The 14,838-nt window shown below is 66.9% G+C and carries 13 protein-coding genes; 7 read left to right on the top strand and 6 right to left on the bottom strand.

Features of this window, described 5'->3' with window-relative positions:
- Positions 1-14 precede the first annotated feature (14 nt).
- Genes TPR58_RS21495 through TPR58_RS21480 form a run of 4 tightly spaced genes read right to left on the bottom strand, consistent with a single transcriptional unit; the run spans position 15 to position 5,945 of the window.
- Complete coding sequence (locus TPR58_RS21495; RefSeq protein WP_346248827.1) at positions 15-2,144, bottom strand: hypothetical protein; 2,130 nt, start codon at positions 2,142-2,144, stop codon at positions 15-17.
- Entirely contained in the window at positions 2,132-3,076 is a 945-nt protein-coding gene (locus TPR58_RS21490; protein ID WP_346248826.1) for a hypothetical protein, read from the bottom strand. Before TPR58_RS21490 ends, TPR58_RS21495 begins: the two co-directional genes overlap by 13 nt.
- Entirely contained in the window at positions 3,073-4,245 is a 1,173-nt protein-coding gene (locus tag TPR58_RS21485; RefSeq protein ID WP_346248825.1) for a hypothetical protein, read from the bottom strand. The genes TPR58_RS21490 and TPR58_RS21485 overlap by 4 nt, the downstream gene beginning before the upstream one ends.
- Positions 4,242-5,945, bottom strand: a complete 1,704-nt coding sequence (locus TPR58_RS21480) for an Hsp70 family protein (RefSeq protein ID WP_346248824.1) — start codon at positions 5,943-5,945, stop codon at positions 4,242-4,244. Before TPR58_RS21480 ends, TPR58_RS21485 begins: the two co-directional genes overlap by 4 nt.
- Before the next feature lie 142 nt (positions 5,946-6,087).
- On the opposite strand from TPR58_RS21480, the gene TPR58_RS21475 reads away from it, so the two are divergent.
- From TPR58_RS21475 to TPR58_RS21465, 3 genes are read left to right on the top strand one after another with little or no spacing between them, the layout of a single operon-like run.
- Positions 6,088-8,601: a DegT/DnrJ/EryC1/StrS family aminotransferase gene (locus TPR58_RS21475; protein ID WP_346248823.1), complete on the top strand. Its 2,514-nt coding sequence runs from the start codon at positions 6,088-6,090 to the stop codon at positions 8,599-8,601.
- Between the two features lie 2 nt (positions 8,602-8,603).
- Positions 8,604-9,623, top strand: a complete 1,020-nt coding sequence (locus TPR58_RS21470; RefSeq protein WP_346248822.1) for a glycosyltransferase family 2 protein — start codon at positions 8,604-8,606, stop codon at positions 9,621-9,623.
- A 56-nt stretch (positions 9,624-9,679) separates the two neighbouring features.
- Positions 9,680-10,558 (top strand): DUF1444 domain-containing protein, encoded by an 879-nt coding sequence (locus TPR58_RS21465; RefSeq protein WP_346248821.1) that lies wholly within the window; start codon positions 9,680-9,682, stop codon positions 10,556-10,558.
- A 73-nt stretch (positions 10,559-10,631) separates the two neighbouring features.
- Here TPR58_RS21465 and TPR58_RS21460 read toward each other — a convergent pair whose 3' ends face one another.
- Entirely contained in the window at positions 10,632-11,684 is a 1,053-nt protein-coding gene (locus tag TPR58_RS21460) for a 1,9-bis(guanidino)-5-aza-nonane synthase (RefSeq protein ID WP_346248820.1), read from the bottom strand.
- Positions 11,685-11,827: 143 nt separating this feature from the next.
- On the bottom strand, positions 11,828-13,012 hold the full coding sequence (locus tag TPR58_RS21455) for a type III PLP-dependent enzyme (protein ID WP_346248819.1): 1,185 nt from the start codon (positions 13,010-13,012) through the stop codon (positions 11,828-11,830).
- Positions 13,013-13,164: 152 nt separating this feature from the next.
- Here TPR58_RS21455 and TPR58_RS21450 point away from each other — a divergent pair, with 152 nt between their 5' ends.
- Genes TPR58_RS21450 through TPR58_RS21435 form a run of 4 tightly spaced genes read left to right on the top strand, consistent with a single transcriptional unit; the run spans position 13,165 to position 14,719 of the window.
- Positions 13,165-14,133, top strand: coding sequence for a threonine ammonia-lyase (locus tag TPR58_RS21450; RefSeq protein ID WP_346248818.1), 969 nt, complete (start codon positions 13,165-13,167; stop codon positions 14,131-14,133).
- A gap of 10 nt (positions 14,134-14,143) precedes the next feature.
- Complete coding sequence (locus TPR58_RS21445; protein WP_346248817.1) at positions 14,144-14,317, top strand: hypothetical protein; 174 nt, start codon at positions 14,144-14,146, stop codon at positions 14,315-14,317.
- Positions 14,314-14,499 (top strand): hypothetical protein, encoded by a 186-nt coding sequence (locus TPR58_RS21440; RefSeq protein WP_346248816.1) that lies wholly within the window; start codon positions 14,314-14,316, stop codon positions 14,497-14,499. The genes TPR58_RS21445 and TPR58_RS21440 overlap by 4 nt, the downstream gene beginning before the upstream one ends.
- A gap of 1 nt (position 14,500) precedes the next feature.
- Positions 14,501-14,719, top strand: coding sequence for a DUF2093 domain-containing protein (locus TPR58_RS21435; RefSeq protein WP_346248815.1), 219 nt, complete (start codon positions 14,501-14,503; stop codon positions 14,717-14,719).
- Positions 14,720-14,838 lie beyond the last annotated feature (119 nt).

Genomic DNA, 14,838 nt, shown 5'->3' with positions numbered 1-14,838 from the left:
GCCGGGCGGTGCCCCTACATGACGCGCAGCAATGCCTCGGACTGCTTTCGGGGTAGCTCGAGCACCGTTTCCATCAGCGCGATGCGACCGGTGCACTGGTCGGTTGCACTCCCCTTGAAGGTCAGCGCTGCGAAAAAGCGTTCGCGCGACAAGCCCGCACGCCGGATGGCGGTCGTCACGACGTCGTCGGGCAGCGAAAACGAGGTCCGCTCCATGGACTTCGGGGTCGCGGCCTGTTTCCGATAGTCGCCGGTGCTGAGCAGGCGCCTCGCATAGAGCGCGTATCGGCGAGGAGCGAACTCGGACACGATCGCATTGGGCAGTTTCAGGTCCCCGCTGAAGAAATCGGAACATTGCTGCAGGTCCTGCGCGCCCAACCGCTTGGCCGTCTCCAGGGTCAGCCGGGTCTCGTCAGACAGCACCTCGAACGGGGCGTGATGCCGGCCGTCCCTCGACCACTGATCGAGCAACTCGGAGACATCGATGCGGAAGTCCGACTGGGTCGTCTTCTTCTTGCGATCCGCATCCCACAGCGCGTTCATCGCCTTGGCGAGCGCCGGGTTTTTCGACTGGATCGCCGACCATGTCAGCGCATCGTCATAGCCCTTCAACGCATGGTTCATGTCCGCGCCCTTGTCGGCAAGCACCGCTTCCCCGGGCCATATCTTGACCACCGGTGACGGCGTCGCATCCCCGGCGGGGCTGCTCGTCATGGCACGGATCACCAGGAAGACGATCAGCAGGATCGGAACGATCCAGCCGGCCAACGTGCTGCCTCGGCCGCCCGAGACCCGGTTCACCTCTCTTACCCGTTCCCAATAATCGAGCCGCTTCGAGTCGAAACAGCCCTCCAGATCGGGATAGTCGCGCCGGACCAGCATCAGCAGCTCGCGGACTTCGCTTTTCGGCACGCGGGAGCGCGTCTTCGATCGATCCGGGGTGACGAGATCGCGCCAGGCCGGGTTCAGTGGATGCGAGCGTTGTTCGATCTCTCCCATGAACTTCAGCGTGCGGTAACGCCGGGTCAGTTCATTGTCAGACCAGTCCTGACGGATCGTCCCGTCGGAGGCCATCCACCCGAAAAACTCGGCCGCCGGGATGATGAGGGGATCGGACCAGGGGATCGCATGGGCAAGCTGGCGGGCAAACCACCGGTCGGCATCGCCGTAGAACGAGATGTCGTCCATCCGCGGATCGGAGATGATGGTTTGCCAATGGGTGAGCATCGCCTCCTTCTGGCGCGGGCTGGGCCAACTCACGTTGGTCCGCTCACGCTGGGCCAGGAGCGCGGACAGCGCCTCGGCGGCCGCATCCGCATCGGCGGGGCTGATCGGGGCCCAGGGGGATTTCGGCGAGGGAGGTGACGGCGGCGGCGGCGTGGGTGCCGGCTCTCCTGCCGGTACGGCCGGCGTATCGGCCCACTCCTGTTCGAAGCGTTCGGCGGCTGGCGGCGGTCCGTCCCCAGTCAGGTGAGCGGTGCCGCGATCGGGCGCCGAGTCGGCGTCGCGCAGCCGGGCGTTGATGAAATCGATCGCGGGCGTGGTGCGAAGCTGAGCGTCGTCGGGGTGATACCACCCGAACACCTTCGCAACGCGCAGAAGGACGCTTCCCGAGGCCGGCCATGAACGTGCCAGGGTCTCGGCGAACCAGCGATCCGCATCTGCCAGAAAGCCGACCTGCTCCAGCCGCGGATCGGCCAGCGCCGCATCGACCGCTTCGCCCAGTTCGCAGTGCCACGCCTCGTCGAAAGGCGGCTGGCGGCGATTCCCGTCGGGCAGGAGCAGCTCGTGAAGCGTGCGCCAGGGTGCGTCGGGATCGGGGCGGCTGTCGTCGATCGGCACCCGCGCGCCGGTGACCGGGCTATAGGCATAGCCGGTGCCGTCGTCCTCATCGTACAGCGCGGGCGAGCTGGCATCGTCGCCTTCGCCCTCGTCGTCCTCGTCCTCGTCGGCCAGATCGACCCACTCGGCCTGCTGCTGCGCGTGCTCATAGGCTTCGCGAAGCGCGATGAACGCCTGCGGATCACTCTCCGGATCGATTGTCTTCAACTTGCGCGTATAGGCGACGCGGATCGCGCGCTTATCGCTGGTCGGCTCGATCCCCAGTTCGGCCCAGCAGGGATGGCGCCAGGTCAAAGGAGCCACCCGATCAGCTTGTTCACAATCGGTCCGACGACGAAGAATGCGACGGCGCAGATTACCCAGATGAAAGCCCGACTGGTATCTCCGGTCGGACCATCTTCGAATCCCCGGCTCCGGCGATCGTGCATCGATCGCAGATGCTCGATCCACCGCGCCACGCGCGCCCGGTCGAGCTCATGCTCCAGTTCGGGCTGGGCGTGTCGGATCGTGGTGAGGAGATCGCGGATCTGGTCCGGATTGACGTGGCCAAGAAGCGCGTTCTCGGTCATCGGCCGGCGAAGCTCCGCCCATGCCGGGTAATAGGTGTCGCATGGTGTGCGTGCCAGACGCAGAAACGTGTCGAGGCGGTAATGGCGTGAGACGTCCGCAATCTCGTCGGTCTGATGAAGCGTCCCGTCGCTGGTCGACCAGCCGAAATAATCCACAACGGGCACCACCAGCGGTTGCGAGAGCGGCAAGGTCTGCGCGATCAGCTTGCTGATCCAGCGCTCGACATTGGCATGGCCCGCGACGAGCGCCATGTCCTTGTGATCCCTCAGCGCTTCCCAGCGATCGAGCAGGCGCTGCTTGTCCTCGTCGGAGAGCCAGTGCTGCGGCCCGCGGTGCGAGCCAAGCACCTCCGAAAGGGCATGAGATAGCGCGTCGAGTGTAGGTCCCGTTGACGGTCGAGGCTGCGACGTCCCCCTGGGGCGTTCGCGCGCGATCGTCTCGCCCGAGGGAGACATTGCGGGTTGTTCCTCGACCATCGGCGCTGCGATGGACGCAGGCGCCCCCTCGTTTGCAGCCTCGAACGCCTCGCGCAGCGCGATGAACGCCTGCGGATCACGCTCCGGATCGATCGTCTTGAGCTTGCGCGTGTAGGCGACGCGGATCGCGCGCTGATCGCTGGTCGGCTCGATCCCCAGTTCGGCCCAGCAGGGATGACGCCAGCTCATGGCGTGCTCTGATTTCTGTAGGCCCGCTCGATGGCCTCGAGTTGTTCGGGAGTGAACTCGCGAGGTTCTTCGCGCTTGGGGGCCGACACCCACGGCGAAGATGTCTGAGCCGGTAGCGGCACCACTACGGACTTGCCGCTTTCGTCGGGTGGAAGAACTAGATAGCGCGGTAGGGTCGTCGATCGCGCCGGCTCGTACACGGGCGGCTTCGGCGTGGGCTCCGATACAGGAAGACAGCCGGGCAACCTGATCGCAATCAGCACCGCCCAGACAACGAGTGTTCCGACGCTCAGAATTCCACTCGTGCTGTCGATGAAGGTCGAGCGTTGCTCGGTTGGTTCATCCGAAGCCTCGAATTCCTCCTTCGCATCCCACAGCGCGACGCGGCCCGGATCGAAGCCGCGTTCGATATCGGGCCGGATGAAGCGGATCACGCTGATCAACTCGCGGATGCGTCGGGGTCCGACCGAATTCCGTTTCGATCCTGGCGGTGCCGGCGTGTTGAGTTCGACCCAGGCGCCGTGATGCGAATGATCGGGTTCGCGCACGTCCTCGAGGAATTTGAGCAGGCCGTAGCGATAGGTGATGTGGCCCACTTCGCGCGACTGATGCACCGTGCCGTCCGACGCGGTCCACCCGAACATCTCGGTCGCGGGGATGACCAACGGGTCGGAGACCGGCGTGGTATAGGCGATCTGGTTGATCGCCCACGCCTCGAACGCACCGTAGAAGCCGACCTCTTCCAGCCGCGGATCGTGGATAATCGCAGTCCACAGGTCGAGCATGTGCCGACGCTCGGCTTCGGTCGGCCAGGGATTTTCCGGATCGCGTTCCGAATGGAGCAGGGCGGACAGTTCGCGGCCGCGTGCGTCGGCAAGATCCTCGGGTGCCCATTGCGGCCCTGAGGCGTGGAGGCCGAGGGAGACATCCTCGGCCTGTGACTCCGACGGTGGCAATGGCGCGTCTAGTTCCGCGTCGCTTTCACCCGCGATTTCGACCGAGGTTGCGAGACGGAGTGCGATGTCGCGGGCCTCGCGCAGGGCGATGAACGCCTGCGCGTCGGCATCCGCGTCGATCGCCTTGAGCTGCCGCGAATAGGCGGTGCGGATCGCGCGTGCGTCCTCGGTCGGCTCGATGCCGAGCGTCGCCCAGATCCGGGCGTCGTTCACAGGTAGCGCTCACCCTCGAGCTGATCGAGTGCGGCGACGAGTTGCTCGCGTGCTTCGCGGATGATGCGCGGATCCTGGGTGTCGAGCGCCGAGTCGAACTGGGTAATCCAGCGGCCGACCATGTCGCGCGAGTCGCCCAGGAAGCTCTCGTAGCAGCGGGCCGCTCGCGCGCGGACCGCGGCATTCTCGCTTTCCTCGCGCGGGTGGATCTTGAGCGCGGCGAGCGCGTCGCGCCGTTCGGCGATCTCGCGCTCGGTCATGGTGTCGGCCTGGTCCATGATGACCAGGTTGCGGGTGACGCCGGTGGCGGGGACCGTCACGTCGACGTCCAGCATGCCGCTGGTGTCATAGGTGAAGCGGCATTCGACATGGACATGGCCGCGCGGCTTGGGCGGCACCTGCACCCGCAGGTCGCCCAGCCGGACGTTCGACGCGACGTCGCGCGCCTCGCCCTGATAGACGACCAGATGGATCTCGCGCTGCTGGTCCGACATGGTGCTGTAGCTGCCGACGCGGCTGGCCGGGATCGGCGTATTGCGATCGATGATCGGCGAGAACAGGCCGGAGCGGATGCCGCCGCGGCCATCCTCCTCCGCCACCTCGATGCCCAGGGTGAAGGGGCAGACATCGGTCAGGCGGATCTCGTCGAGCGCGGCGTCCTTGGCGAGCAGCCCGGCCTGGACCGCGGCGCCCAGCGCGACGGCATGGTCGGGGTGGACGGTCGCGTTGGGGAATCGGCCGAACATGCGGGTGATCGCGCGCCGCACGATCGGCATGCGCGTCGATCCGCCGACCAGCACGACCTCGCTCAGCGCCTCGACCCGGATGTTCGAATCGCGCAGCGAGCGCAGGACCGGATCGCGCAGCCGTTGGAGCAGCGAGGCGCAGGCGGTTTCCAGTTCGGCGGCGGTCACCATCGTCTCGAACCTTTGCTCGTTCCAGACGATGGCGAATTCGGCCTCGTCGGCCTCGCTGAGCTTGCGACGCGTCCGTTCGGCGGCTGCGCGCAGCAGTTCGGCCAGGACGATCGGGTCCGCCTTGTCGAGCGCCTTTTCGGGATCGATCCGGCGGCGGACCAGATCGATCAGCACCGCGTTGAAATCCTCGCCGCCCAGCCGGTTGTCGCCCGACGAGGCGCGCACTTCCACGACGCCCTCGAACACCTCGACGATCGACACGTCGAAGGTGCCGCCGCCCAGGTCGAACACCAGGAACGGTTCCTGCTCGCGCGTCTGGATCCCGAAGGCGAGCGCGGCGGCGGTCGGTTCGTTGACGAGCCGCTTGACCTCGAGCCCGGCAATCTCGCCGGCGCGGCGGGTGGCCTTGCGCTGGCGGTCGTTGAAATAGGCCGGGACGGTGATGACCGCGCCGGTCACGGTCTCTCCGGTAAAGGCCTCGGCATCCGCCTTGAGCTGGCGTAGCACCAGCGCCGAGAGTTCCTCGGCATCGAACTTGCGCTTGCCCAGCGTCACGCTCTGCTGCGTGCCGATATAGCGTTTGAAGGCGGTCACCGTATCCCTGGGATGGGTCGGCTGGCGCTCGCGCGCGGCCATGCCCACCAGGATCTCGCCCGCCTCGGTCATGCTGATCGCCGATGGCGTCAGCAGGTCGCCCAGCGCGTTGGGCACGAGCACGGATTCACCGTCGCGCCAGATTGCTGCGGCACTGTTGGTGGTGCCCAGGTCGATACCGATGATCACGAATGCATCCCCCGTTTGCGGGCACGGTAGCGAGGGACTTTGCGATTTTCCAGCCGCGCGAACGATTGGCGAACGCCTATTTACCCTTTTCCAAGATCGACCCGCTAACCGTGCGATCGATGGAAGATCGAGGAGAACGGACTTGGACCGGCTGCCGCTGATCGCCCCGCGGCCGCCGCGGTTGAGCGATCTTTCGGACGCGCTGCGCGCGATCGAGGATCGGGGCATCTACTCGAACGGCGGCCCCGTGGTGCGCGGGTTCGAGGCCGATCTGCGCGACCGGGTGTTCGGCGGGGCGGGGGATTGCCTGGCGGTCGGCAACGCCACGCTGGGCCTGATGCTGGCGATCCGCCAGGCGGCGGGACCGCGCGCGGGGCGCGGCATGTTCGCGCTGATGCCAGGCTTCACCTTCGCCGCGACCGCCCATGCCGCCGAATGGGCAGGGCTGACGCCGCTGATCTGCGATGTCGATCCGGGCGACTGGTCCGCCGCCGAAGCCGCCGAGGCGGCGGCGTTCGCGCGTTACGGCGATCGCATCGCGGTGGTCGTGCCCTACGCGACCTTCGGCGCGTCGATCGACCTGGACCGCTATGCCGGATACGCGAGACTGGGCACCGGCGTGGTGATCGACGCGGCCGCGTCGCTGGGTGCGCTCGATGCGCAGGGCAGGGCGTTCGGCACCGGCGCGCCGTTCGCGATCGTCTATTCGATGCATGCGACCAAGGTGTTCGCCACCGCCGAGGGCGGGGTGGTGCATTCGGGCGATGCGGCGCTGATCGAACGGCTGCGCCAGATGACCAATTTCGGGTTCGCCGGCGCGCGATCCGCCGAGGGGCCGGGGATCAATGCCAAGCTTCCCGAAGTGCTGGGCACGCTGGCCGCCGAGAAGCTGAAGGCGTTCGAGGCGGTCGCCGAGCACCGGGCGATGCTCGACCGGCGTTACCGCGAGCAACTGGGCGGCTTCGCCAGCGACAACGGCTTCGAATTCCAGGTCCAGCAGGGCCGGCGGCAGGCGGTGCAGTGCCAGTCGATCCTGCTGCCGCGCGCCTTTGCCGGCCATCGCCGCGGGATCATGGCCGCGCTCGATGCGCAGGGGATCGGCACGGGCTGCTATTTCAGCCCGCACCTGGGCGAGCAGCCCTGGTTCCGCGCCAATGCGGTGATCGAGCCGCTGCCGGTATGCGACGACCTGTCGGCGCGGATCCTGTCGCTGCCGATCACCGATGCGATGATGCCGGCCGATGTCGACCGGGTCTGCGCCGCGCTGATGGAGGCGTGCGCGCGGCTGGGCCGGGACGGACTCGAGGGGTTGGAGCGGCGCGGGACCTTCGTCCATTCGACCCTGATCGTCGGCGGCGGCCCGGCGGGCACCGCGTTGCTGACCGCGGCGAGCAAACAGGGCCGCCTGGCCGACCTCGCCGCTGGCGGGATGGCGATCGTCGAGCGCGATGCGGTGCTCGGCCGCGGCAGCATCGGTTCCTATGCGATCACCTCGGACAGCACCGCAGAGACGTTCCTCACCGCGGTGAAGGACAATGTCCATGAGGCGGTCGCGGCGCTGGAAGACCATGTCTCCGGCCAGGAGATCGCGCTGCACAAGGGCGGCCGGATCGGCGTCCCGCTGTATCGCGCCACCGCCTTCATCGAGGCGACCGGCGCGCAGCTCGGCCGGATCGTGATCGATCATGGCGGGCATGTCGCGACGCGCAGCGAGGTGGTCGAGGCGCGCCGCGAGGCGGACGGCATCTGGGCCGCGCGAGTGCGCAACCTGACGACCGGGCAGGAGCGGGTGATGCGCGCGGCCAGCATCGTGATCGCCACCGGCGGCTATCAGTCGCGTGACGATATTGCCGCGGAGGTCATTGCGGGCAGCCCGCTCGGCGCCCTGGCCGGAAACCGGCTGGTGACCGGCGACGACTTCCTGTCGCTGGGCGGCGTCGATCGCCTGCGCGTCCGCACCGCGGACATGCGCGCGCCGCGGATCGCCATTGTCGGCGGATCGACCAGCGCGATGGCGGCGGCTGCCCTGCTGCTCAAGGCGGCGCCGGCGCTGCCGCTGGGGGCCGGGGCGGTGACGCTCCACCACCGGCGCCCGCTTCGGCCCTTCTATCATTCGGCGGAGGCGGCGTGGGACGACGGCTTCACCGATTTCGGGCCGGACGATGTCTGCCCGGGCACCGGGTTCGTCTATCGCCTGGCCGGCTTCCGGCTGGAGGCCCGCGAGCTGGTGCTGCGGATGCTGTCGATCGGCGGCCGCGCACCCGATCCACGGCTGGCGCTGAGGATGATCCCGCAGGACGAGGCGGGCACGCGCGCCGCGATCGAGCAGGCCGATGTGGTCATCGGCGCGCTCGGCTATCGCCCGCGCGCGTTGCCGCTGTTCGACGAGCAGGGCCGGCGCATCGCGCTGATGGCCGATGCGCCGGGACGGCCACGGCTGGTCGATCAGCACTGCCGGGTCATCGATGCCGCGGGCCGGCCGGTCCCGGGCGTCTATGGCATCGGCCTGGCCTCGGGCCATGTCCCCGACGGAAAACTGGGCGGCGAGAGCAGCTTCAGCGGCAAGGCCAACGGCCTGTGGTTGTGGCAGAATGATATCGGCCAGATGATCGTCGACCAGGTCCTGGACAGCAACGCGGCGCGTCGGGTCGCCTGACGATGGCGACGGTGTCGGTGATCATGGCCGCCTATAACGGGGCGGCCTTCCTGCCGGAGACGCTGGTCAGCCTCCAGGCGCAGACGATGACCGACTGGGAACTGATCGCGGTCGACGATTGCTCGACCGACGGCACCGCTGCGATGCTGGAGGGATGGGGAGACGAGCGGATCCGGGTGATCCGTGCGCCGGCAAATGGCGGCCCGGTGGTCGCGCGCAACCTGGCCTTCGCCGCGGCGCGCGGGCGCTATGCCGCGGGGCTCGACCAGGACGATCTCTGCCTGCCCGAACGCTTCGCAAAGCAGGTCGCGTTTCTCGACGCCCATCCCGAAACGGTGCTGGTCAGCACCGCGGCCAGGCTGTTGGAGAATGGCCGACTCTCGCCGGGCGGCTGGCCGCGGCAGTTGACGCCGGGGCTGATCGACTGGCTGATGCTGGTCCAGAATCCCTTTGCCTGGTCGTCGGTGATGTTCCGCACCGACGCTGCCCGCCGGCTGGATCCGTTCGAGCGGCCCGAGATGCGCTATGTCGAGGATTTCGACTTCTACCACCGCATCCGCGCACTGGGAGAGCTGGCGCAGATCGACGAGGAACTGCTGCTATACCGCATCCATGACGGCGGCGCGTCGAACGTGTTCAACGACACGATGTGCGCCAATGCAGCGAAATTGCTCAGCCGCCATGCGCCCGACATCGCGCCGCTGCTGGTGGCGCATGTCATGTCGCGCCGGCCCGTGCCCGACATCGCGACGCTGGGACGGCTCTTCGCGGGTATCGCCCGCCTGAACGAGGCATTCGCGCCGGGTCGCGATACCGAGACGCTCGACCGGGTCCACCGCGAGATTGCCACGCTATGGCACAGATTGTGCCGAGCGGGTGTCCGCTCGGGCCGGATCGCGCTTCACCGGGCAATGGCGGACCGCCCCTCGGGCGCGTCGATCGAACCGGCCGCGCTTGCCGATCTGGTCGTCAGCCAGGCGATCGGCGGCATCCGTGCGATCAGGCGGGCCGTCGCCGGCTGATCAGCAGGCTCGCAGGAGGCCCGCATCCCGGCTAGACCAGGGGCGAGGGGGCATCAATGAACGCATGGAAAACCGCGCTCTGGATAATGGCGTTGCTGGCACCTGCCTGCGCCGCCGCCCAGACGAAGATCGACCCGACGGTGTTCACCCAGGATATCGCGAAGCGGATTGCGGCGGAGGTGGGGGCCGGCAAGGTCAGCGTGGCCGGCCGGCTGGAGCTGAGAGTCGGTTCGCCCGATCCCGACCCGGCCGAAACGGGCGAGCGGACTAACGAGCCGGCGACGCTCTATCTCGATCGCATCCATCAATTCTGCGAACGAAATCCCGCCGATGCGTGCGAGGAAACCAAGGCCAACTACATCGCCGCGATGCTTGCGCAGCGCGACGGCCCGCCGCCGCTGACGCGCGAGCGCCTTCGCGTGGTGGTGCGCGGATCGGATTATTGCGACCAACTCGGCAAGATGTTCGAGAACGGTAAAGGCACGCCGATCATCGAGGCGCTGGCGCCGGGCCTTTGCGCGGTGCTGGTGGCGGATTATCCGCGCCTGATAGGGGTTGTCACCTCCGACAAGCTCGAAACGCTGGAGCTTGGGGTCGCCGGTGCCTGGCTGATCGGCCGGGAACAGGCGCTGGCCGGGCTGCCGAAGGTCGGTCGCGAAGTCGAGTTGAAGGACGGCGTCGTCGCGCTGATCGACGATCCCTATATGTCGAGCCTGATGCTCGACCATGACGGGTGGAACCAGCTTGCCCGCCGGTCGGGCGGGGAAATCCTGGTCGCGGTGCCCGAGGATGTCAGCGTCCTGGTCCAGCGCCGCTCGACGGCGGACCTTCCCGCGTTTCGCGACCTTGTGGGCAGCATCTACCACGATGCGCAGCGTTCGATCTCGACCCGCATCTATCGCTGGACCGGCAACGGCTGGGCCGTGCTGGACTGAGCCGGCCGCAACAGAAAGGGCGGCCGGACATCTGCCCGGCCGCCCCTTTCTTGTTCCAAACCGCGTCGCGCGATCAGGCGAACAGCTTCGCCCAGGCGCGCTTCGGACGGTCCTTCCACAGGCCGCGGTGATAGGCGTCGCTGGCCAGCAGCGGCATGACCGAGCCGGCTTCGGCGAACACCATCTGCTCGATCGCGGTCGACACCTTGCCCCAGCTGGCGGCTTCCTGCAGCGTCGAGGACGAGCAGGCGCCGTCGCGCACGTCGGCGACGGTGATCTGCACGGCGTACTTGTGGACCGCGACATCCTCGTGGCCCAGGATCTCGGCGCATACGACCGTGTCCTGGATGAAGTTCTTCGGCACGCCGCCGCCGATCATCAGGAGGCCGGTCTCGCCAGCCTTGATCTTGATGTCGGTCAGTTCGCGGAAGTCCGCCACTGCGTCGATCATCAGATAGGGCTTGCCTGCCTTCATCTGGTCGACCTGGTGCTTCACCAGACCGAAGCCGGCCGAGCTGTCGACGAATGCCGGGCAGAAGATCGGCACGTCATGCTCATAGGCGAGCTTGACGAGGCTGTTCTCCTTCTTGCCGTGCTCGACGAGATACTTGCCCATCTCGCGGATGAAGGCGCGCGACGAATAGGCCTTGGGCTCCAGCTCGTTCGCGATCTTGTTGATCGTGAAGTCGCAGTCCTGGAGCTGCTGCTCGTCGATGTAGGTGTCGTAGATGCGGTCGATATAGAGCGAACGCAGCGTGTCGTCGTCGGGGATTTCCTGCGCCTGATAGTGCTTGTGGCCAAGCCCTTCGAAGAAATCCATGTCGACGATCGTGGCACCGGTGGCGACGATCACGTCGACCATGTTGTTGCGCACCAGTTCGGCATAGAGGTCCATGCAGCCGCCGGCCGAGGTCGACCCGGCGATCACCAGGCACACGGTGCAGTCCTTGTCGGCCAGCATCTGGTTGTAGATGTTGGTCGCGCGGCCCAGGTCGCGGCTGGTGAAGCTCATGTCGGCCATCGCGTCGACGATCGGACGCGCGTCGAAGCTCTTGATGTCGATATGCTTGACGGTCTTCGAGAGAAGCTCCGCCTTGCGGGTGTCGTTGATCGTGGAGTCGGTCATGTCGATCCATTTCCTACATGGCCGCCGTCATTCAATGGGGACGCGGAAACCCGATGGTCGCGGCGCATAGCGATGCGATGCGCCGAATGCCAGCCGTCACCCCGGCACGCGGCCGGGATGACGGGGTGTGGAGCAGATAGGCGTTACAGCTTGACGACGTTCGAGGCCGGAGCCCGTTCCATCCGCACATAGAGGCTGGCCATCGGCTCGTCCTCGACGATGATCGTCTCGTCCGAACCGAAGCCGTTGAACGCGGTGCGCATGGCCGAACCATAGGCGCCGAGCATGCCGATCTCGATATAGTCGCCGGCAGCCATGTCCGCGGGGAGCATGAACGGCCCGGCCATATGGTCGAGATCGTCGCACGTCGGCCCGTAGAAGCTGAACTCCATGTCGCGGGCATTCGAGTCCGGCTCGCGCAGCAGCTGAACCGGGAAGCGCCAGCCGATATGCGCCGCATCGAACAGCGCGCCATAGGCGCCGTCGTTGATGTACAGCTCGGACCCGCGGCGCTTTTCGACGCGCACGATCAGCGAGCTGTATTCGGCGCACAGCGCACGGCCCGGCTCGGCCCACAGCTCGGCCGAATAGCTGATCGGCAGGCTTTCGAAGGCACGATGGATCGTCTCGAAATACAGCTCGAGCGGCGGCGGCTCCATGCCGGGATAGGTCGAGGGAAAGCCACCGCCGACATCGACGACGTCCACGGTCACGCCCGCCTCGACGATCGCGGCGCGGACGCGCTCCATCGCCTGGGCATAGGCGTCCGGCGACATCGCCTGGCTGCCGACATGGAAGCAGATGCCCAGGGCATCGGCTGCCTGGCGCGCGGCCATCAGCAGGTCCTTGGTCTCGCCCGGCATCGCGCCGAACTTCGACGCGAGACTCAGCTTCGACAGGTCCGACGAGACGCGGATGCGAACGCACAATGTCAGGTCTTCGGCGCCGCGGGTGGCACGTACGATCTTGTCCAGCTCTTCCATGCTGTCCAGGCTGAAGACGCGCACGCCATGCGTGAAATACGCTTCAGATATCGCCTCTTCCGCCTTCACCGGGTGCATGAAGCACAAGGTGGCGTCGGGCAGCGTCCGCGCGACCAGACGAACCTCGGCAATCGAGGCGACGTCGTAGTGCGTGATGCCGTTGTCCCAGAGGATCTGGATCAGTTCCGGGCTCGGATTCGCCTTCACGGCATACATCGAGCGCCCCGGAAACTTCTCCACGAAGAAGCGGGCGGCACGCGATGCGGCATGCGGACGGATGAGCGTGACCGGCTGGACCGGTCGGAGGGCAGTCGCTAGCCCCAGCGCGCTATGGTGCTTGTGCAATTCAAGGGACCTCCAAGTGCCTTACGGCTGTCGTTGAACAAAGCTGCCTTGCGGTTGGAAGTCCCATGGGGCAGCGGGAAGCGGGCATTTAGGGTCGGTGACTCCCTGTGTAAAGTGATTCTCGCACCGTATTTTTCCGTCGGGGGTGAATAGTGACTATTGTGCGACAACCGACCCGGGCCGGGGTGCGCGATGCGGCGGCCAAGGTTGCGGCCATCCTGCCGCAAACGCCTCTGCTGACAGCAGAAATCCACGGGGCGCGGGTTTCGTTCAAGGCCGAGACGCTGCAACCGGTCGGGGCGTTCAAGATCCGGGGTGCATGGCATCGACTGACCGCACTGGATGCAGAAACCCGCGATCGCGGCGTCGTCGCCTTCTCGTCCGGCAACCATGCGCAGGGAGTCGCGTGGGCGGCGAAGCGGCTGGGGATCCCGGCGGTGATCGTGATGCCGGCGGACGCGCCGCAGGTGAAGCTGGATGCAACCATGGCGCTGGGCGCGGAAGTCGTGAAGTACGACCGCGCGACCGAGAGCCGGGAGAAGATCGCGGCGCACCTGGCGCATGCGCGCGGCGCGACGCTGGTGCCCAGTTTCGACGATCCCTGGATCATCGAGGGGCAGGGCAGCGTCGGCATCGAGTCGCTGAGCCAGATGGTCGAGATGAAGCTGCCCGATCCCGATCAGGTGATCGTCCCGTGCGGCGGCGGCGGACTGGCGGCCGGAATCGCGCTGGCCCTGCCCGATGTCGAACTGGTCCTTGCGGAGCCGGAAGGCTGGGACGATATGCGGGCAAGCCTGGAGGCGGGGTGGATCGAGCCGGTGGGCGCCAGTCCGCCGCCGACCGCCTGCGACGCATTGCAGACGCCGCGCGTCTCGCCGCTGACCTTCGACGTGCTGTCGCGTCGCGGGGCGACGGGTCGGGCGGTGAGCGAGGCGGAGGTGCGCGAGGCCCAGCGCTGGGCCGCACGCACGCTGCGACTGGTGGTGGAGCCGGGCGGTGCCGCCGCACTGGCGGCACTGCTGGCGCGCAAGGTCGAAGTGACGCCGGGGACGCTAGTGATCCTCTCCGGCGGCAATGCCGATCCCGCGGCCTATGCCCGGGTGCTGGCCGGAACGGACTGAAGACGGGAAGATGGACAAGGTGGCCGGAACGATCCTGGCGAACATGTTGAGCGGTGCGGCCTGGGTGTTCACCCATGTCATCTATGGCCTGCTGATCATGATCTATCACCGCGATGTGCGGATGATGGCGGTGTTCGCCGCCGCGATCCTGGTGCTGGTCCTGCTGGTCGAGTGGGTCCTGTGATCGGCACGGGCCAGCTTGGTGCGCTTGCCGCGACGCTGCTGAGCGTGCTGGTGATCGCGGCGATCGTCCTCGCCTGGGGCGGGTGGCGGATGATCACGCGCCAGGGCGATCGGCGAAAGGGCATCCTGATGCTTGCCTGCGCGTTCGTCCTTCTCGTCAATGTTCTGATCTGGACGGTCTGAAATGCTTTCCAACCAAGGTCCCGCGCACCTCCTGTACGGCGCATCCGATTTCGAAGTAGTGCGGCGCGGCTCTTATGTCCTGTGCGCCGTCAGCGGCCAGCCGATCCCGCTGGACACGCTGATCTACTGGAGTGCGGAGTTCCAGGAAGCCTATCGCGGCGCGGAAGAGGCGACCGCCGCGCTGATCGCGGGCGGCGCGAAGCATGTGAACAAGGCCTAGCACTACTTTGGCAGGTTGAAGGAACCGACAGGAATCGTCATTGATTCGGATGTGTCAGTGTAGGCTGACGGATCCTTTGCGATGGCGGTGAACGAGACCTGGCGGATCGATCTGGAGCG

Origin of the sequence: Sphingomonas rustica (assembly GCF_039652585.1) — a bacterium.
Lineage (GTDB): Bacteria > Pseudomonadota > Alphaproteobacteria > Sphingomonadales > Sphingomonadaceae > Sphingomonas > Sphingomonas rustica.
The sequence above is the reverse complement of the archived record's forward strand: the minus strand, read 5'-3'. Positions and strand labels throughout refer to the sequence as shown.